We start from the raw sequence: 19826 nt of genomic DNA on the forward strand, positions 1-19826 counted from the left end.
ACGTTCCGGTTCGCCGATTAAAGCACTGCAGGCACCAATTTTAAACACCTTTTTTACCGGACACCCCATGTTTATATCGATGCCATCGAAATCGTAATTTTCGGTAATGTATTTGGCAATGTTGTGATAAATTTCCGGGTTACGTCCCCAGATTTGTGCCACAATTTTAATGTTGAGTTTTTTGAGCAAAGCCCGTTCCGAGTCATTCACGATCAATCGTTCCGAAACACGTTCGCGGCCCACCGGATGATTCATCCCATCAACAGAAGTGAACTCGGTAAAAACCATATGTAGTTTCCCCGGAGCGTTCATTCCCATTACGATTTCGCGAAAAACCGTATCGGTAACATCTTCCATGGGGGCCAGCGAAAAAGCGGGGCCATTAAACTCTTGCCAAAAATTATTCATGCCGCAAAAATAGAAAATGTAAATAAATGCCTTAACGTCATTCCGATTTTAGTTCGGAATCTCATTTCCGATATATTAAGATCCTGAAACACCTGTCTGACGGGAGTCAGGAGTTCAGGATGACGAGTAAAATACTTTTTATTAAACGTTTAACTTGTTTTGTTCTGCTTGAATTAACGAAAGACTTTTTCGAAACTTGCGACTATTGCCAAAACCAATACGCAAATCGGATGGCCGGCCGGTGCCCTGCATTTTTTCATCGGCACATTCTGGAGTACAGCAACCGTGGTATTTCTCGGCACATTCGGGGCATTGAATAAACAATATATGACAACCGTGATTATCGCAGTTGGTGTGCGAATCGCAGGGTTTGCCGCACTGGTGGCATTTTGAAATGATTTCGCCGTTTACACTTTCTCCCAAACGTTCGTCAAAAACAAAATTTTTACCAACAAATTTTGAGTCGAGCTTAGCCGTTTGAATTTGTCGGGCATATTCCAAAATCCCGCCGTGTAGCTGGTTCACATCGTTAAATCCCTGGTGTTTCAGGTAAGCACTTGCTTTTTCGCAGCGAATTCCGCCGGTACAGTACAACAGCACTTTTTTATCTTTTTTGTCTTCCAGCAGATCGGTAACAATCTCCAGTTCTTCACGAAAGGTATCCGCCTCGGGGCAAATGGCGCCTTCAAAATGTCCGATCTCGCTTTCGTAGTAGTTTCGCATGTCAACAACAACCGTGTCTTCCTGCCCGATATAATTATGGAATTCAACTCCCGATAAGTGTTTTCCCACGTTGGTAACGTCGTAAGCATCGTTGTCTAAACCATCGGCAACCAGTTTTGGGCGCACCTTAATGGTTAATTTGTAAAACGATTTTCCATCGTCTTCAATGGCATATTTAATCGGAATGTCTTGCAGAATTTCATGTTTTTTCAAGGATTCCACAAAAGCTTCCCAATGATGTTCGGGCACACTCATTTGTGCATTAATTCCTTCGCGGGCTACATAAATTCGGCCGAAACAATCCAGCGGAAACCAGTCACGAAAAAGCTCATCGCGAAACGTTTGCGGATCTTCCAAAATATGATATCGATAAAACGAAATCGTTTTACGTTGAAAAGGCTCTTCAGCCAGTCTTTTTTTTAGTTCTTCCTTATTTACCCGGTTGTATAAAAACATGTTACCTACGTTTAAAATGCGCGGCAAAAATACACAATTTGGCAAAAAAGAGCAAAAAAGATGATTTATTCTTTAAAATGCACTGTTTCTGAAATTCTGTTTTTCTTGTAACTTTAAAAACGTTCTCTACGTTGCGACATCAGTAACCTAAATTATACTACAATGAAAAACCTGTACTATCTGCTAATCCTATTGTTACTCATCGGAACTTCGTGTGCCAAAGAAGATACTAAAATAAAAACAGCTGAAGACTACATCGAACAATTGCGTGTTGAAAGCGAATCGGTAGGTTGGACCGCAACTGTTTCAATTGCAAACGAGATTGTTTTGTCGAAAGGATTTGGTTTGGGAAATTACGAGCAACAGGTGCCGGTATATCCGGAAAAAACAAAGTTCAGAATTGGAAGCATTTCCAAATCATTAACAGCTGCCGGATTGGGTATTTTGATAGAGGAAGGAAAGATCGATCTTGATGCGCCGGTTCAAAAATATGTACCTGATTTCCCGGAAAAGAAATACGAAATAACCACACGTCAGGCGGCCGGGCATTTGGCCGGAATACGCCATTACAATGGGGATGAATTCCTGTCGTCAAGGTACTATCCGACGGTGAGCGATGGATTGGAAATTTTTATGAATGATACCTTATTGTTTGAGCCGGGAACAAAGTACAGTTACTCGAGCTATGGATTTAACCTTTTAAGTGCAGTAATGGAAGGTGCTTCAGGTGAGGAGTTTTTGCATTTTATGCAAACGCGTGTTTTTGATCCTTTAGGAATGACCGAGACTACTGCCGAACGTATGGATTCGCTTATCTTGTTTCGTGCCGGTTATTATGACATGAATGCGGGGAAAGTTATAAATGCACCATTCGTCGATAACAGTTACAAATGGGCGGGCGGTGGTTTTATTTCTACCTCAGAAGATTTAGTGAAATTTGGGAATGCCATGTTAAATAATACGCTTTTCCCGGAAGAAGTAAAACAACAATTGATTACACCACAAACCTTAAAAAACGGAGAAAAAACAACCTATGGAATGGGATTCTTTTCGGGGACCGATGAATTTGGACGTGAATATTATGGTCATGGTGGAGGTTCGGTAGGAGGATGCTCAAATCTTATTATTTACCCGGAGGAGAAAATGGTGGTAGCTGTAATTACCAACGATACTCGTGCCAAGGTGGGGAATGAACTACATAAAATTGCAGAAATACTTTTAAGCGATAAGCAATAAAAAACCCGGACTTTAAATCCGGGCTTTGAGCTATTTATAGTACTTAATTACAAATGAATAATCGGATCCGGATCGTTGTCAGGATCTCCGTTAACAGTTCCACTTGAACTTGCCGGGCCCATTAACAATACACCAGCTGCGTGCGGTGCAGCCATCGATGTTCCGCTAATGGTGTTATAACCTCCGTCTTTCCAGGTTGACTTAATACTGTACCCCGGAGCACAATAATCAACGGCGCTTCCGTAATTCGAGAAATAGGCCCAGTTATCGTTACTATCGCAAGCCGAAATGGTGTAAACTTTTGTGCTTTCGTCGCCAATCCGTGCGGGCGAATGATTGTTTGCATCATCGCTTTCATTTCCGGCTGCCAGTACAAACGTACAACTTGATGAAGCGGCTAAAACAGCATTATCGAGGGTGGTAGAGATGCCTCCGCCAAGACTCATATTTGCCACATCGCCGGAAGATGCATTGGCTGCCACATAATTTACTCCGGCAACAACTCCTGAAACGGTACCACTTCCACGACGGTCGAGTACACGAACAGCAACCACTGTTGCACCGGCTGCAACACCAACAACACCTTCGGAATTGTCAATTGCCGCAATTGTTCCGGAAACATGTGTTCCATGTCCGTTTTGATCATCAGGAGTTGATTTTCCACCCAAAAACGTCTCACTTCTAATTTTGTCTACATTCAAATCCGGATGATCCAGGTCAATTCCCGAATCAATTATCCAGGCAACTTTTCCGCTTCCGTTGGCAGCTCCTCCAACTCGGGTAATTCCCCAAGGTGTTTCCTGTGTTGTTGTTCCGCCTCCTGTATCACCACCTCCACTGTTTGGCCCTTTTCCGGGCGGAGGTGCCAGTGCAACTACCTTGTCGGCCTCAATATAAGCCACCGATGCATCGTTTTCGAGTTTCTTTAATTGCCCGGGTGCAATTTTTACCGAGAATCCTTTTAACGCAGTGCCGTAAACGTGGCCAATTTCACCATCGGTAATACCGGCACGTTCCAATATTTTTGCAGACTTTGCTTTTACAGCATTTTGTTTCTTTTCGTAACCTTTTAACCGGGCTAATTCCTCCGTTAAATCAGCATCGTTCAATACAACTATGTAACTGTTTTTCGATGATGACGCGGATTTAAGTTCTACGGTGTCATCAGCGTTTTCGTCGCTTACAAAGGTGTCGTTACACGAGTAAATTAATGCTCCGGCACAGAAGAGAGCCAGGATTTTTAATTGCAGTTTTTTCATAAAGTCATGATTTTAGTGAGTAATTAATTATCAGTGTTTTGTGTTCATTCTAAAGCATAATAAAAGCTGCTTGTAAAATACAAACAGCTCTTTTTATTGTTTTGTTTAACCCTATTTCAAAAGGTCATCTACTTTGTCGATTATTTTTTTGAATTCTTCTTCCTCAAAACCGATGGAAGCGACTGCAATTTTTCCGTTTTTATCGATTATAAAATTACGCGGAATGTTTTGTTTGGCGTATTTCGAAAATATATCGCGGTCGGCATCAGGGTAGAAAGGGAGGACGTAATTGTGGTCGGCTTTGAATTTATTTACCGTTTCCCAATCGTGTTCGCGCCCGATTACCAGTACCTCGAAGTTTTCGTTTTGCTTGAGTTTCAGGTATACCTCTTTTTCAAGATGAGGCAGCTCTTTGCGACATGGCGGGCACCAGTTGGCAAAAAAGTTAATCCACACTACTTTCCCTTTCAAATCTGAGAGTTTTTTTACCGAACCATCTTCCATCGTTATGGAAAAGTCGGGGGCAGTGTCGCCTTCTTTTACCAGGGTGAATTCGTCTTGAGCAAACGTATTTATCGCTAAGAACGCCAGAAAAATAAATATCGTAAGTTTTTTCATGATGTTGTTTTAATCTTTACAATTTGCCACTAATGTAGCCATATGATCTGAAAACAAAAACACCCGCTAAAAATTAAGCAGGTGTCTTCAGTTTATGATCGTTATTCTTTTATGCTTGCTTCAAAAAATCATTAACGGCCGATTCAATGCGCTCTTCAATTTTCGAAGTGTCCGATTTTACAAATTTATCGCCGGTGATGTTTTCATACAATTCAATGTATCTTTCTGATACCTCGTTAACAAACGACTCAGGAATTTCAGGAAGTACATCGCCGTCGCGGCCCTGGAAGTTGTTTTCCATCAACCACTCGCGAACAAATTCTTTCGAAAGTTGCTTTTGGTTTTCGCCTTTGTCAAAACGCTCCTGGTAACCATCGGCGTAGAAATAACGCGATGAATCGGGAGTGTGAATTTCGTCGATCAGGTAAATCTGTCCGTCTTTTTTACCAAACTCGTATTTGGTATCTACCAAAATCAATCCCATTTCTTTGGCCATTTCGCTACCGCGTTTAAAAAGTGCCAGCGAAATACGTTCCAGTTCTTTGTAATCTTCTTCCGAAACCAGTCCTTGTTTGATGATCTCTTCGCGCGAAATATTTTCGTCGTGAGCGCCTTGTTCTGCTTTTGTAGTTGGCGTTAACAGCGGCTCAGGAAAAGCCTGGTGCTCTTTCAAACCTTCAGGAAGCGGAACGCCGCAAATATCGCGACCGCCATTTTTGTACAATCTCCATGAACTTCCGGTTAAATAACCACGCACGATCATTTCTACCGGGAAAGTTTCGCAAAAATGCCCTACTGTTACGTTCGGATCGGGTGTTGCTATTTTCCAGTTCGGAACAATGTCAGCCGTAGCATCCAGAAACTTTTCTGCAATCTGGTTTAATACCTGTCCTTTAAAAGGAATTCCTTTTGGCAATACCACATCGAAAGCTGAAATACGATCGGAAACAACCATTACCAAAAAATCGTCGTTGATGTTGTAAACGTCGCGAACTTTACCTTTGTAGTGGCTTTTTTGTCCCGGGAAATTGAAACTTGTTTTTGTAAGTGCGTTACCCATTTTTGTTGAAAATTTATGTTGTATTTATACTTATTGTCTGCGTTATAAACTGTTTCCGCCTTTATTACAAATTTAGCAGGTTTTTGTTTAGCCTGATACTGGAATCCTTGATACTGGTTGTTGGATCCTTGATTCCTCCAATAAAATGATTTACTGATCGTTTTTCTCTTTTGTTTCAGTTTTTATCTCAATCTTCTCCTCGTCATGTTTATCGTAAGCATCAACAATGTCGCGCACCAAACGGTGGCGTACAATGTCTTTTTTATCGAAATAAATGTTCCCAATATTTTTAATTCCCTTCAAAATTTTCAGGGCCTGGATCAACCCTGAATGACTTTTTCGCGGAAGGTCGATCTGCGTAACGTCGCCGGTAATAATAAATTTGGCGTTGAGTCCCATTCGGGTTAAAAACATTTTTAGCTGGTTAACGGTGGTATTCTGTGCTTCGTCGAGAATAACATAGGCGTTGCTTAATGTTCGTCCACGCATAAAAGCCAGCGGGGCAATTTGTATCACTCCGTCTTTCAGAAATTCCTCGAGTTTTTTCGGAGGGATCATATCCTGCAAAGCATCGTAAAGCGGTTGCAAATACGGATCGATCTTATCCTTTAAATCGCCGGGTAGAAAACCCAGGTTTTCACCGGCTTCAACAGCCGGGCGACTCAAAATTATCTTACGTATTTCTTTGTTTTTTAACGCTCTTACAGCCAGTGCTATGGCGGTGTAGGTTTTTCCGGTTCCGGCCGGACCAATGGCAAAAATCAAATCGTTATTGGCACTGGCTTCCACCAACCGTCGTTGGTTGGGCGTGCGGGCACGAACAGGTTTCCCACTGTTACCAAAAACAATAATATCGGGTTCACCATTACTGTTTTCTTCTAACGATGACACTCCCGAATCCAATAGCTCGTGAATAATTTCTTCCGAGAGCATATTGTACTGGTAATAATGATCGAGAATGAGGGCGAACTTTTTCTCAAAAGCTTTGATTTCCTTTGGTTCCCCCTGAACGAACAAGGTGTGGCCCCGCGCAGTGATCTTAATTTTTGGGAAAAGCCTTTTTATCAGTTCAATTTTCGAATTGTTTACTCCAAAAAACTCAAGGAGATCAATTCCTTCCAGTAAAATTTGTTTATCCAATGTATAATCTTAAAAATTTAAGCACGGCAAATTTACGAAAATAAATTACCACTATCGAATGTTGGAAGGCTTTGATATTCAATTTCTGACCGATGTATAAATTGTCGGCTTTTTTATTTCGAGAACATTTTTACGAGCCAAAGAATAAAGTACAATCCCAGTCCAACTCCAAAAATAAATACGCCAACTACAAATGCAATTCTTATTGTGGTTACGTTCCAGCCTAATTTGCCGCTTAGCCATTCAGACACTCCTAGAATCATGTGTTTATTATTTATTGTTATACTGGCAAGATAAAATTTATTAATAAATCTGTGAACTTTAAATTCAGTTTTTGTTTGTTAAACATCGGAATCCTTAACTTCGGATGAAATTTGAAACCTTATTGAATGGAACGAAAAGTAGAAGAGTTTAAACGCTTACTTGATATAATGGACGAATTGCGCGAGAAATGTCCGTGGGATAAAAAACAAACACTGGAATCCTTGCGCAAACTAACGATAGAGGAAACCTACGAGCTGGGCGATGCCATTTTGAAAAACGATTTGCAGGAGATTAAAAAGGAGCTGGGCGACATTATGCTGCACATTGTTTTTTACGCCAAAATTGGTGATGAAAAAGGTGCTTTTGATATTGGCGATGTACTGGAAGGTATAAACGAAAAGCTGGTTTACCGTCATCCGCATATTTTTGGAGATGTTGATGTTGATGGTTCGGCCGATAAAGTTGCTGAAAACTGGGAAGCCTTAAAACTGAAAGAAAAAGGCGGCAACAAACGTGTTCTGGAAGGTGTGCCTGCTGCCATGCCGGCGCTGGTTAAAGCCAACCGTATTCAGGAAAAAGTGCGTGGTGTGGGTTTCGACTGGGAATACAAAGAGCAGGTTTGGGATAAGGTAAAAGAAGAAGTTGACGAGTTGAGTGTTGAGATCAACAAAGCTGACAAAGATAAAATGGAGGCCGAGTTTGGCGATTTGCTGTTTGCCGTTGTAAATGCTGCCCGTTTGTATGATATCGATCCGGAAGCTGCGCTGGAACGTACCAACCTTAAATTTATAAAGCGCTTTAATTACCTTGAAAGCAAAACGCTGTTGCAGGGAAAAAGCCTGCACGATATGAGTCTTGCCGAAATGGACGAGATTTGGGAGGAAGCGAAAAAGGGAGAATAGAACTTGTAAGGATGATCGATTAAGGATGAATTGGCAGGAGATTTAGTTTGCAGTCGCAGTAGACAGTAGACAGTAGACAGTAGACAGTAGACAGTTTGCAGTCGTAGTAGGCAGTCTCAGTTAGCAGTCGCAGTTTATGAATCCTTGTAAAGAGTTAAAAACATTTCGTTTTAGATTTATTTCAGTCTGTCTGCGGTAATTATTCTAAACGTGTTTTTATTAATTGTAAGCCTGACATTACTTGTTTTATTGGTAATGTAGATGTTTTTACCTTTTTGTTGAAAATTGGTTTCTTCGGTTTCGTTTATAATCGAGCAAACCATTTCTTCAATTTTGTCGTGTGGAAGCTCAATATTTAGTTTCTTATTTATTCTGCCATAAACAAGATCAGTGTAACAAATTTTCTCTGCTATTTCATTTTTAAAACTTTTCATAAATCTCTGACAAAGCTTTCAATTAAAACAATTAAGCATTTTGATATTCAATCTTCCTTCAATCTCCAATCAATCAGTTACAACCTTTTTCATCAGCCAGCTCATATTCTCCGCCAGCGTATGGATGGTGTTTATTCCTTCTTCATCCTGTAGCACATCGCCCTGGTTTTTGCCAAAAGCAAAGTTCCAGTAGCTGGAACCGGGAACAATCATCTGGTTAATCAGGAAGAATCGATTCATAGTATCAAAAGTGGGCAAGGCACCGCCACGGCGCACTGAAATTACACCGGCACCAACTTTTCGTTTTAACAAATGACCGTTGCCACGTGTAACATAACCGGCCACATCAATTAATGCTTTTATCTCGGTGCTCACATCGGCAAAATAAACCGGTGTACCCAAAATAATTCCGTCGGCTTCAATCATTTTTTCGATGCAAAGATTTAGCAGATCATTTTTAATGTGGCATTTGCGGTCCTGAATTTCGCGACATTTTCCGCAAGCTGTGCAACCGTGAACCGGTTTATTTCCCAGCTGAATAACTTCGGTTTCTATTCCTTCCGCCCGAAAGATTTTAAATGTTTCTTCTATTAAAAGCGATGTATTTCCGTTGCGTCTTGGGCTTCCGTTAATGGCTACTACTTTCATAAAGTAAATTGTTGAATTGCTAAACTGTTAAATTGTATAACTGCTAAACTGTTTATTGACCGAAGACGTAGGCGATAATATTGGCACCCATTTTAAGTGCTTTTTGGCGCAGGTCCTCCGGATCGTTGTGCACGTCGATATCTTCCCAGCCATCGCCCAAATCGGTTTCGTAGGTGTAAAGGCAAACCAGCCGGTCGTCGACAAATAATCCAAATGCCTGTGGCGGTTTATTATCGTGCTCGTGTATTTTCGGAATACCTTCGTTAAAATCGTATTTCTGATGAAAAATCTCGTGCGACGGTGGCAGTTCTACAAACTCCTTTTCGGGAAAAACCTTCTTCATTTCGCTGCGGATATATTCATCCAGCCCGTAATTGTCATCAATGTGTAAAAAACCACCGCCTTCAAGGTAAACGCGCAAATTCATCGCGTCGCTTTCCGATAAAATGATGTTGCCGTGCCCGGTTAAGTGCACAAAAGGGAAATTAAACAACTCGGGGCTGCCAATTTCAATGGTCGATGGCTCCGGATTTATGTTGGTGTTCAGGTTTTCGTTACAAAACTCAATGAGGTTGGGCAGGGCAGTGGGGTCGGAGTACCAATCGCCGCCGCCATTGTATTTCAACAAAGCAATTTTTACACTGCTGCCTTGTGCGGCAACACCAAGTGTAAAAAGTAGAAACAGGAACAGAAATGAAAGTTTCATTTGCAAAATTTTCCGAAAAATACGATTCCTCGCTGAGATGAGAAAATACGATATGAATCAATTTGCAGAAAATACTACTTGTTTGTTAATGAATGTGGCAGGTGGTGTTATGTTCAGAGGCTAAAAAAACAAGGTTTCCGCAGGTGCGGAAAGGTTGCTGTTACTTTATTTCATGGTTTCCGCAATAACGGAAAGTTAGCCTGACATTTAAAAGAAGGTTTCCGCAGCTGCGGAAAGTTAGTTTGAAGTTTAAAACAACGTTTCCGGGTGTGCGGAAAGGCTGTCTGTAATTTTTTTCAGGCTTTCCGTAAACGCGGAAAACCTGTTTGTTAATCGAAACCATTGCTTTTGGGGTGTCCGAAATTAGAAACTTAGGAGAAAACAGTTCGTCGGACATTCCCGAAAGGCGAATCTAAAATAACGAATAAGCTGAGCCCGATAATGAACAGGGCAAAATAAGTGTTGAGATTGTGGGCAAACAGCCTTAACTTTCGTTAATTCCCTTCATCAGTAGATCAAGGGCTTTGTCCAGCGAGCCGGCAGCTGTTATTTCTCCCGAGTTTACAAAGAAAATTTCATCGGCATTTTCAATGGTATTCAATCGGTGTGCAATTATCACTTTTGATGTTGATGCGGGCAGGTTATTGATTATCGTTTCCAGTTGTTGTTCGGTAACGGTATCGATATTTGCCGTAGCTTCATCAAGAATGAGCAACTCCGGTTTTCGTAAAATGGCACGCATAAACGCGATCAGCTGTTTTTGTCCCAGACTAATTCCGTCGCCTGTCATTTGAATAGGCGTTTCCAAGCCGCGGTCGAAACGTTGCAGCAAACTTCCAAGTCCGGCTTCTTCAAGCGATTGACGTAACTCTTCGTTGCTTAAAGCCGACATGGTTTCGTTGCCATATAAAATATTTTCGCGTACCGTGCCCGAGAATAAAATGGGGTCCTGAAGAATCACCCCGATTTTTGCTGTTCTTTCGGCAGGATCGTATGATTTTATGTCTTTCCCGTCCAAAAGGATCGTGCCTTTTGTGGCGTCGTATAAGCGCGCAATCAACGATGCGGTAGTTGTTTTTCCGCCACCGGTTGGCCCGATAAAAGCATAAGTTTTCCCTTGCTCCAGGTCGAAACTAACCTTGTGCAGCACCTCTTTGCCGTTCGGATAGCTAAACGAAACATCGTTAAAGTTTACCAGCGAAGCGTTTTTTTGTATTTCCTTTTCTTTTACAACTTCCAGATTGCTTTCCAACGAAAGCAGGTATGAGATTCGATCCCATGCAGCCAAAGCTTGTTGAAAGTTAGCCCAAAGTATGGCCAGTTGTCGTAAGGGGTTATAAAAGTTCATCACGTAGGCAATAAAACTAATCAACAACCCAACGCTAAAATTTCCCTGTATGATGAGGTAAATACCCAGCGCCAAAACAATCAGTTGCCCAATATTGGCTGCAAAAGTATAAACCGGATTGAGGATATTGTTGGCAATTCCGGCATAAACCGAGTTCTTATAATTTTCCTCGTTCGCCGCAGTAAAACGTTTTCTGAAATAGTCGCGGCGGTTAAAAGCAACCACCACCTTAAAATTGGCCAGACTTTCCTGTATTTCGGCAGAAAGGTCGCCCAAACTTTTTAAGCTGGCTTCGTTCTTTCTGCGTATCCACGGCGAAATAATTTTAGTAAAAACCAGAAGAAGCAGGGCAGGAGAAAGTGCTGCCAATCCCAATGGCAGGTTGATTACCAGAAGCAGAATTCCTGCGCCGGTCATGGTAATAATTCCGCCAATAAAACGCATCAGCGATTGCGAAAAGAACTCGTTTACCTTTTGTGTGTCGTTGTTGATACGCGATATCAGATCGCCCGATTTATTTTGGTTAAAAAAGTCGAGTGGCAATTCCTGCAGTTTATGAAATACCGAGTTACGGAGGCTATACAACATACGTTGCCCAATGCCGCCCATCATTATCATTTGAGCATAATTCACAAAAAATGCCACCACATACATCGTCAGCAAAATTCCGGCAAAAAGCAATATGCCGTGGTAATCTTTGGTTTGCACATAATTGTCTACTGTATACCCAATTATGTATGCGCCTGCCAGACTTAATGCAGCATTTATTGCAATTGCAGCAAAGGCGATAATCAGGTTACGCCGTTCGCCACTAATAATGGCCACCAGTTTCTTTAATGATTTCAGAAACGGAAGCTTCTTCTCATTTTTATCGGGTGTACGATTCAGATTATAATTCATAGTGGCTGGTGCTTTTTTGTGAGTTATAGATCTGAATATATTCGGGCGAATGTTCTTTCAAACGTTCGTGTTTACCTGTTGCTACCACTTCGCCTTCCATAAGAAGAATGATTTGGTCGAATCCGGTTACCGGGGCTATTTTCTGTGTGATGGAAAGCAGCGTAAGCTCCGGGTAATTCTTATGGATATTAGCCAGGATTTTATCTTCGGTTTTTCGGTCAACCCGCGAAGTAAAATCGTCGAGCAAAAGTATTTTTGGGTTTAAAGCCAGTGCGCGCGCCAGCATAATACGTTGTTTCTGTCCGCCCGAAAGACTGGTTCCCCGCTCTGAAACGATGGTGTTTAAACCGTTGGGTAAGGTTTTTATAAAATCAGCCAATTCAGCAGTGGCAATGGCTTTGTTTAAATCTTCCTCCGAAACCTGGTCGTTAAACGCAATGTTTTCACGCAGGCTCATATTAAAAATCACATTGTCCTGAAAAACAAAACCAAGTTGCCGGTTTAAAATTTCTGTTGAATAATCTTTAACCGGAATATTGTCGATGGTGATCGAACCGGAATCCGGCGGTATTAGATTGGTAAGCAAATAAAGCAACTGACTTTTTCCGGCAGCCGTTGGTCCGATAATCGCCGTTTTGCTTCCGGCTTTTATCTCGAACGAAATATTTTTCAGCACCGGTTTTTTGTCAAAGCTCAGCGTAATATTCTGAAGTTTAATATCTCCCGATATGTCTGTCTCCACAGCACCGTTATCAGCCGGCGGCGGAGCATCCAAAACCTGCCTGATCCGGCCGTAAGAAGCTGTTGCCGAGGCAATAATATTGCTCATAAATCCGATCATCATAATCGGAAAGATCAACATCATTACGTAGCTGTTAAAGGCTGCAAAATTACCCAGCGAAAGGGTGTCCATAACCACAAAATGTCCGCCAAGCGCCAAAATGATGACAATGGCAAAGTTGGCCACAAATGTTACGATGGGAATGAGCACTGAAAACAAGCGAACAATGGCAAGTCCCAAATCACGCGATTCCACATTCTTTTCTGCAAACTTAAGAATTTCGGGTTGTTGCGAGTTCAGAACCCGTATAAGTGCCGAACCCAGAATACTTTCGTTAATAACCCGGTTGAGCGCGTCGATAACCTCGCGGCTTAGCTTAAAAAGTACTTTTACTTTTTTGAACACAATATAAAAGGCCACCGACAAAATTGGAACGATGGTGAGTACTGCCAGCGCCAGTTTCCAGTTAATGGAAATAAGCAGAACAGCAACACCAAAGATGATAAACAGCGATGAAATAATTGAAACAAATGCCTGCGAAACAAACATTTTTACCGAATCCATATCGGAAGTCAGGTTGGTTAAAAGTTTCGATGGGTTGGCTTTTAAAATGAATGAATAACTCTGTTTCGAAATCTTATCCGATAATTTGTTGCGCAGGTCTTTGGCAACTCTTTCGGCAGCTAATGTTTGCACCACTCCCTGAAGAAAAGTGAAAATAAATATGCCTAATGCAGCCAGAATAAATTCGGTGATAACCGTTTTTGCGTCAAATTGGTTAGCAGTAAATGAGTCGATACCCCGGGCAATAATGCGCGGAATAAGCAGGTTGATTCCGCTGCCGGCCAGTGCCATTATAATTAACGCGGTTACAAGTGCTTTGTATGGTCCCAGCACCTGAAACAGGCCTGCCCGCTGTTTTCCTTCTGTTCTTTTTTTACGTTGGGTTTTGCGCATTCTAAAAATTGTGGTGCAAATCTACCCAATTATAACCGTTTCCCCGGCAAAATGATTAATTGGATTCCAATTAATTATTAAAATTTTTAGATGTTGTTTTTGTAAGGAGCAATAACTCAAAAGTTTCGGCAAAGTTATTTGTTGGCTAAAACAAAACATTCATGATTCCCAATTATCATCAACAGAGATGAAAGTGAGGCCTGTTGACAGCATTTCATAAAAATGGACAGATTACAAGGCGCACACAACGATTGTGCTATGAATAGCTTACTGATTGCGCCTTTAAATTGCCGCACACCAACCCCGGGTTTCACCCGAGGTTAGTCACATTTTATCTCTTCGGGATATTGAACTGAGTTACAAACTCAAGACAAGTTTATTGACCTGAATGTCGGAATTGCAAGTTTATTATGACGCAGGAAGCGTCGAATGTGAATAACCCGGTGCGTAGCGCCGGGATGAAATGACAGAAGGGAAATCGTCCGGCGGAGAAAGCAGATCGAAGCCAGATGGTTCTCCCGGACGAAACGCAAATAGCAATACACATAAAAACATGGGGGCTTTCATGAAAAAAAAGTGCATAGCGAATAGCTACACACTTTACACTCAAAACACTTTATTTACAATTACCTTTTTTGCTAACTATTCTTTTCCAAGGCAAAAGACGTTTTTGTACCTGTGGGTTGGTTTTGGATATCCGGGACTAAGGTATTTCCAGGCTTTAATTGTTGTTGCAATTTCAGTTCCGGAAACAACCTCCAGCATTTCTTTTATTAATTGGTCCAGTTTCTCAGGTGCAATTTCAACACGAGCATTTATTGTGAGTTGTGCGCTGTTTGATTTAGCCACTGTTCCTCTTATTGAAAGAGTTTTGGATGAGCCCGTAATATTCCCGCTAATGTAATTCTGGTCATTTTCAAGCAAAATTTTTATGTGACCTACACCAATTTGTTTTTCATCGATTTTTGCCGCTAAACGGTTTAAGAAGTCGTTAATAAATTTATTCCAGTCAATCAGTTTCCCTTCCAGCGTTGCAGAGCCGTTGAGCCATCCCAATACAGCTTCTCCCTCGGCATAGGTATCGTAATCAATTTCAATAATACGCTGTCCGGCTTTGGTGTCGGTTTCAAGTAATTTCAACCATTCATGTAGACCTTCGCCGGTTTTTGAGCTGATGGCAAGTACGGTTGCAAAAGGATAAGCAGCTTCAACTTTTTGTTTCAGTTTGTCCAGCTCATTCTTGTTTAAAAGGTCTGATTTTGAAATAAGAATAATATCACTTTCCTCCAGCTGTTTTTTGAAAATATAGGCTGCACTCGGATGTAGTCCTGCAGTTCCGCCATTTAAAATATCGGACAGTCGAACAGGATCGGCAAGAACGCTGAGTGGAGATAGCAACAAATCTTTACTGTAATTTTCTTTTAAAGGCTGCATTAAAGTGGCCGAAAGATCGGTACAGCTGCCAACAGGTTCGGCAATAATTACATCGGCAGTGGCGTCGTGTTTTACTTGATATACAGAATCGATAAATCCCTGGTAGTTGCAACAAAAACAGCTGCCGCTAACCTCCGCAACATCTACTTTTGTGCGCAACAGAAAAGAAGTGTCAACCAGTTCCGATGCCTGATCGTTGGTAACCAAACCCACTCTTTTTCCTTCCTCCATTAACCTTTGGGTGGCATTAAAAAGCAGGGTTGTTTTTCCTGCTCCCAAAAATCCTCCTACTATTATCAGCCGGGTCGTGTCTTTCATTTTCTGCCTTGTTTTGAATTACTAAGTTTATAAAAATCGGGATTAAAATTGAAATGATGAGATAAATAAGCGGTTAAAACTGATGAATAGCGAAACCTTTTTGTCTTTATTTTTTGTGTTGTTACCTGGGATTTTTTTATGAGAAAAGCGGGACACCAAAGTGATACCAATGGAATCCCGCTTTTATTATTTCTTTCTACTTATTCGTATCTGAGTGCCTCAACAGGGTTTCGCGTAGCAGCTTTATAACTCTGCACCGAAACGGTTAACAAAGCAATGGCAATGGTAAGAAAACCTGCCAGTGCAAAAATCCACCAGTGAAGCTGGGTTTGGTAGGCAAAATTTTGAAGCCAACTGCTCATTACATACCATGCCAGCGGTGATGCAATAACAAATGAGATGAGTACCCATTTGATAAAATCTTTGTTGAGCATAGCCAGAATTTGTGAAACTTTTGATCCGTTAACTTTGCGGATGCCAATTTCTTTACGCTTTCGTTCGATGGCAAAAACCGATAGCCCAAACAAACCTATACAGGCAATAAATATGGCTACAAACGAAAAGTACTGGAACAGGCCAGATATGCGGAGTTCGGAGTTGTACATGTCCTCCAGTCGCTGATCGAAAAAGCCAAGTTCAATGTTGGAGTCGGGAATAATGGTTTTCCAGTTTTCCTTTATTGCGGCAATTGTCTGACTAAAATTCTCCGGTCGTATCCGCATGATCAAAACATCGGGATTTTGATTTAAGGGGATCATCACCATGGGCTCGATTCCGCTGCGTAACGACTCGAAATGAAAATCTTTTGCGACTCCCACAATCCGGGCCCTTTCGCCGCCATTTCTGCCAAAGGATTTCTGAATCGGATCGCTCATTTTCATCCGGCGAATGGCTTCCTGGTTAAGGATTACTTCGCTGGTGAATTCACTTTCACTATATTCAGTCAATTCTGTGGAAGGCGAAAAACTTTGTCCTTCAGCCATTGAAATTCCAAGTGTTTCGAAATACTCACGGTCAACACGCATGGCACAAATCAAGACTTTGTTCTCCGGGTCTTTGCCTTGCCAATCGTAACCCCACGACGAGTTTCCGCCCCAAAACGGAAGTTTGTCTGCTTTTGTAAGGTTTTCTACGCCGCTAATAGTTTTTAACGATGCCGAAAGCGCTTCGTGTTTTGTTTTTGTTGCATCATCAAGATTAATGTAAACCAGGTTATTCTGGTTGTACCCTAAATCGTAACTATTGATGAATTTTAGTTGCGAATTCACTGCTATGGTGCAAATAATCAGAATGATTGACAATGTAAATTGAACGACTACCAGCAGGCTTCTGAAACTGATACGGTTGGCACTTTTTCGGGCCGCTTTTTTTAATACCCGCGCCGGTGCAAAGGATGAAATGTACAACGAGGGGTAGGCCACTGATAAGATTAGAGTAGTCAGGATCATTGCGATCAGCATAAAAATGAGGTATTTGTTACCCAGTAACGACAAGGAAATATGTTTATCGGAAAGTTGTCCGAAAAGAGGTGTGAAAGCCAGTACCAAAGCAGCTCCCAATACGATACTAATTAGAATCATCAAACCTTTTTCGTAGAAAAACTGCGATGTGAGATTCGCTTTCGTAGCTCCCAAAACTTTACGGATTCCTACTTCCGGCCGACGTGTTTCGGAGCTGGCAGTAGATGAATTCACAAAATTGATGGATGCAATAAGAACAATGATAAGCGCGATGGCCAAAAACTGGTAGATGTATTGTATACGGTTGTTTTCTCCGGAGAAAGTATACAAATGTCGTTTTGCATAAGGGAACAGGTAAATGGATGTATTCTCCTGCCCTTTTTCCTGTAGAAAACCGGTGAGTTTGCTCTCCAGTTGATTGGCGTTGGTGCCTTCGGTAAGCAGCAGACAGGTGAAAGGCCAGTTGTTTCCCCAGCGCGTGAGATCGGCACCCAGTTGCTCGGCTACTTTTATCGATGCCAAAATATCGAACTGTATTGACGAGTGGTCTTTTGGATAATCGATAACTGCTCCAACCGTAAAGGTGTAGTTGCCGTAAACGGTTAGCATTTTGCCAATAGGCGATTCATTGGGGAAGAACAGCTGAGCAATTTTTGGTGAGATTAAAATTTTATCGGGTGCTTCAATAGCATTTAGGTCTCCTTCAATAAGTTCGAACGTGAAAATATTTACGAACTCCTTGTCGGCCAGTGTCAGACTGATGTCTTTGTATTCGGTGGTTTCGTATTTTACGGGCAAACCGCCAAGACTGGTAAAAGTGGTGGCATTTTCAATTTCAGGATAGGTTTGTTTTAACTCGTTGGCCAATGGAAAAGGTGTGCACCCGGTATGCAGATCCTGTCCGTCGGAATATACCTGGTGTTCGTAAACCTGGTACATCTGTCCGAGGTTGGCGTTAAATTTGTCGAAACTGAGTTCGTCAACCACCCAAAAAAGGATGAGTGTGGTAACGGCAATTCCGATGGCTACGCCACCAATATTTAAAAAGGAAAAGAATTTGTTTTTCAGGATATTTCTCCATCCCAGTCTGAGGTTACGCTTAAATTCTGACATGGTTATTGTTTTTGGTTTTTATGGTGCTCAATCCGATTCATGGCAATTGAGCCGTGTTTGTATGTAGCTACCTATTTAAAGCATTATTTCTCCCAATTCTTTTTTAACCTCCTGGGTAATTACCATTCCGTCGAAAAGGTTGATAACACGGTGTGCATATTCCGAATCGCGAAGCGAGTGTGTTACCATCACAATGGTGGTTCCTTCCTGATTTAGTTCAGTGAGAAGTTGCATCACTTCCAAACCATTTTTTGAATCGAGGTTTCCGGTGGGCTCATCGGCCAAAATTAGCTTCGGGTTAGCTACCACGGCGCGGGCAATGGCCACACGTTGTTGCTGACCTCCGGATAGTTGTTGCGGAAAATGTTTCATTCTGTGACCGATTTTCATACGCTCCAGCACCTCCTCAACGCGCTCTTTACGCTCGCGCGCTTTCATTTTTAAATAGATAAGCGGAAGTTCAACGTTTTCAAAAACAGTTAACTCGTCAATCAGGTTAAAACTCTGAAAGACAAAGCCAATGTTTCCTTTTCGAAGCATGGTTCGGTTGCGTTCTTTCAATTGTCCAACTTCCTCATTATCGAAAAAATACTTACCTGAAGAAGGATTGTCAAGAAGCCCGATAATATTCAGCAATGTTGATTTACCACAGCCTGAAGGGCCCATAATGGCTACAAATTCGCCGCTTTTTACATGCACGTTAACATCGTTTAGTGCACTGGTTTCAATCTCATCGGTTCGGAAAACTTTTGAGAGCTTGTTTGTTTTAATCATTGTTTATGGCTTTTGTTCGTTATAAAAAGTTGATTTGCTTTTTTATAAGACGACACAAAAAGCCATGCGTTACAATTGCATAGTAAAAAGTATTACATGCTTTTTTGAATTTGTTGCAAGATTAACCGGTCTGATCCACAGAATATTGACTATTCCTGCGGAGTAAGCGGGGTTGTAGGATCGTTACGCTCGGCAAGATTGAAATACTGAAATGCCTGAAATGTAAACGGAATAACCAATAAAACAGTAGTTACTACCGATGAAATAGCATTTAATACCCAATACCAAGTGGGATAATCTGCCGGATTGGTAAGCTCTGCAGAGAAAATATTTGATGAAACGCCCATTATCATCGAAGGAATAGATAGTACAATGCCAACAGCATATACAATAACTATTGCAATCAGGTTGATCAAAAGTGTATTCCACCAGCTTGAATTTACCAGTTTCCACGAGCGACTCAAGGCATCGCTAATTCCTTTCTTCTCGAAAATTAGGATGAAAACAAGCAACGAAAACGTATTGGCAAAATACAATCCGGGCACAATACACATCATGGCACCAAAAAATACCATGATCACGAAGATGAAGTTGGCTCCGAGCGCCAGCAGGCTGTTGGAGAAAAACTTTGAACTGATATCAGTAAGCTGAAAATTACCTTTTCCGTGTTTGATGTAGGCTTCAAGATAACTATAGTAGGTGCCCATTAACAGCGACTGCACAAAAAGACCAAAAAACATAAACATAAACAGGTTCAGGTAGAATGGCCCAATATCGGCCATAAGACTCTCTGGATTGGTGAGGTCGAACTGACTTAACACATTGCGCTGAAAATAAACCTGCACGCCGGCATATAAAACAACAAAAGGCAAAACGTAAATGCCAAT

The 19826-nt window shown here is 41.5% G+C and carries 18 protein-coding genes; 2 read left to right on the forward strand and 16 right to left on the reverse strand.

The features are described from left to right. Together ABZB17_RS08785 and ABZB17_RS08790 are read right to left on the reverse strand one after the other, a co-directional pair. On the reverse strand, positions 1 to 408 hold a 408-nt coding region (locus tag ABZB17_RS08785; protein WP_372649486.1), incomplete at its 3' end, for a tRNA-dihydrouridine synthase. Between the two features lie 141 nt (positions 409 to 549). Continuing rightward, positions 550 to 1587 carry a rhodanese-related sulfurtransferase gene (locus ABZB17_RS08790; protein ID WP_372649488.1) on the reverse strand — a complete coding sequence of 346 codons (1038 nt, stop codon included), beginning with the start codon at positions 1585 to 1587 and terminating at the stop codon, positions 550 to 552. Positions 1588 to 1749: 162 nt separating this feature from the next. Here ABZB17_RS08790 and ABZB17_RS08795 point away from each other — a divergent pair, with 162 nt between their 5' ends. Next, positions 1750 to 2823, forward strand: a complete 1074-nt coding sequence (locus ABZB17_RS08795) for a serine hydrolase domain-containing protein (RefSeq protein ID WP_372649490.1) — start codon at positions 1750 to 1752, stop codon at positions 2821 to 2823. A gap of 47 nt (positions 2824 to 2870) precedes the next feature. Here ABZB17_RS08795 and ABZB17_RS08800 read toward each other — a convergent pair whose 3' ends face one another. The 5 genes from ABZB17_RS08800 to ABZB17_RS08820 form a co-directional block, all read right to left on the reverse strand. Next, complete coding sequence (locus ABZB17_RS08800; RefSeq protein ID WP_372649492.1) at positions 2871 to 4082, reverse strand: S8 family serine peptidase; 1212 nt, start codon at positions 4080 to 4082, stop codon at positions 2871 to 2873. A gap of 111 nt (positions 4083 to 4193) precedes the next feature. Next, entirely contained in the window at positions 4194 to 4700 is a 507-nt protein-coding gene (locus ABZB17_RS08805; RefSeq protein ID WP_372649493.1) for a TlpA family protein disulfide reductase, read from the reverse strand. Positions 4701 to 4809: 109 nt separating this feature from the next. Continuing rightward, positions 4810 to 5760, reverse strand: coding sequence for a phosphoribosylaminoimidazolesuccinocarboxamide synthase (locus tag ABZB17_RS08810; protein ID WP_163323826.1), 951 nt, complete (start codon positions 5758 to 5760; stop codon positions 4810 to 4812). A 150-nt stretch (positions 5761 to 5910) separates the two neighbouring features. Further along, positions 5911 to 6900, reverse strand: a complete 990-nt coding sequence (locus ABZB17_RS08815) for a PhoH family protein (protein ID WP_372649495.1) — start codon at positions 6898 to 6900, stop codon at positions 5911 to 5913. 113 nt (positions 6901 to 7013) lie between these two features. Beyond that, positions 7014 to 7163, reverse strand: coding sequence for a PspC domain-containing protein (locus ABZB17_RS08820; protein WP_082063913.1), 150 nt, complete (start codon positions 7161 to 7163; stop codon positions 7014 to 7016). A gap of 126 nt (positions 7164 to 7289) precedes the next feature. On the opposite strand from ABZB17_RS08820, the gene mazG reads away from it, so the two are divergent. Beyond that, on the forward strand, positions 7290 to 8066 hold the full coding sequence (gene mazG, locus ABZB17_RS08825; protein WP_372649497.1) for a nucleoside triphosphate pyrophosphohydrolase: 777 nt from the start codon (positions 7290 to 7292) through the stop codon (positions 8064 to 8066). 176 nt (positions 8067 to 8242) lie between these two features. Here mazG and ABZB17_RS08830 read toward each other — a convergent pair whose 3' ends face one another. The 9 genes from ABZB17_RS08830 to ABZB17_RS08870 all read right to left on the reverse strand — a co-directional run. Further along, complete coding sequence (locus ABZB17_RS08830; protein ID WP_372649499.1) at positions 8243 to 8500, reverse strand: DUF3781 domain-containing protein; 258 nt, start codon at positions 8498 to 8500, stop codon at positions 8243 to 8245. Positions 8501 to 8569: 69 nt separating this feature from the next. After that, entirely contained in the window at positions 8570 to 9148 is a 579-nt protein-coding gene (locus ABZB17_RS08835) for a flavodoxin family protein (protein WP_372649500.1), read from the reverse strand. 52 nt (positions 9149 to 9200) lie between these two features. Continuing rightward, positions 9201 to 9854, reverse strand: coding sequence for a DUF4159 domain-containing protein (locus ABZB17_RS08840; protein ID WP_372649502.1), 654 nt, complete (start codon positions 9852 to 9854; stop codon positions 9201 to 9203). A gap of 484 nt (positions 9855 to 10338) precedes the next feature. Beyond that, entirely contained in the window at positions 10339 to 12102 is a 1764-nt protein-coding gene (locus ABZB17_RS08845) for an ABC transporter ATP-binding protein (RefSeq protein WP_372649504.1), read from the reverse strand. After that, complete coding sequence (locus tag ABZB17_RS08850) at positions 12092 to 13840, reverse strand: ABC transporter ATP-binding protein (protein ID WP_372649506.1); 1749 nt, start codon at positions 13838 to 13840, stop codon at positions 12092 to 12094. The genes ABZB17_RS08845 and ABZB17_RS08850 overlap by 11 nt, the downstream gene beginning before the upstream one ends. A 642-nt stretch (positions 13841 to 14482) precedes the next feature. After that, the gene (locus tag ABZB17_RS08855; protein WP_372649508.1) at positions 14483 to 15592 is read right to left on the reverse strand and encodes a GTP-binding protein; all 1110 of its coding nucleotides are present in this window, start codon (positions 15590 to 15592) and stop codon (positions 14483 to 14485) included. A 200-nt stretch (positions 15593 to 15792) separates the two neighbouring features. Beyond that, entirely contained in the window at positions 15793 to 18165 is a 2373-nt protein-coding gene (locus ABZB17_RS08860) for an ABC transporter permease (RefSeq protein ID WP_372649510.1), read from the reverse strand. A gap of 75 nt (positions 18166 to 18240) precedes the next feature. Beyond that, positions 18241 to 18939 (reverse strand): ABC transporter ATP-binding protein, encoded by a 699-nt coding sequence (locus ABZB17_RS08865; protein ID WP_372649512.1) that lies wholly within the window; start codon positions 18937 to 18939, stop codon positions 18241 to 18243. Positions 18940 to 19088: 149 nt separating this feature from the next. Continuing rightward, positions 19089 to 19826 (reverse strand): hypothetical protein (locus ABZB17_RS08870; protein WP_372649513.1); only part of this gene is annotated, 738 nt, incomplete at its 5' end.

The organism is Draconibacterium sp. (assembly GCF_041583095.1).
Lineage (GTDB): Bacteria > Bacteroidota > Bacteroidia > Bacteroidales > Prolixibacteraceae > Draconibacterium.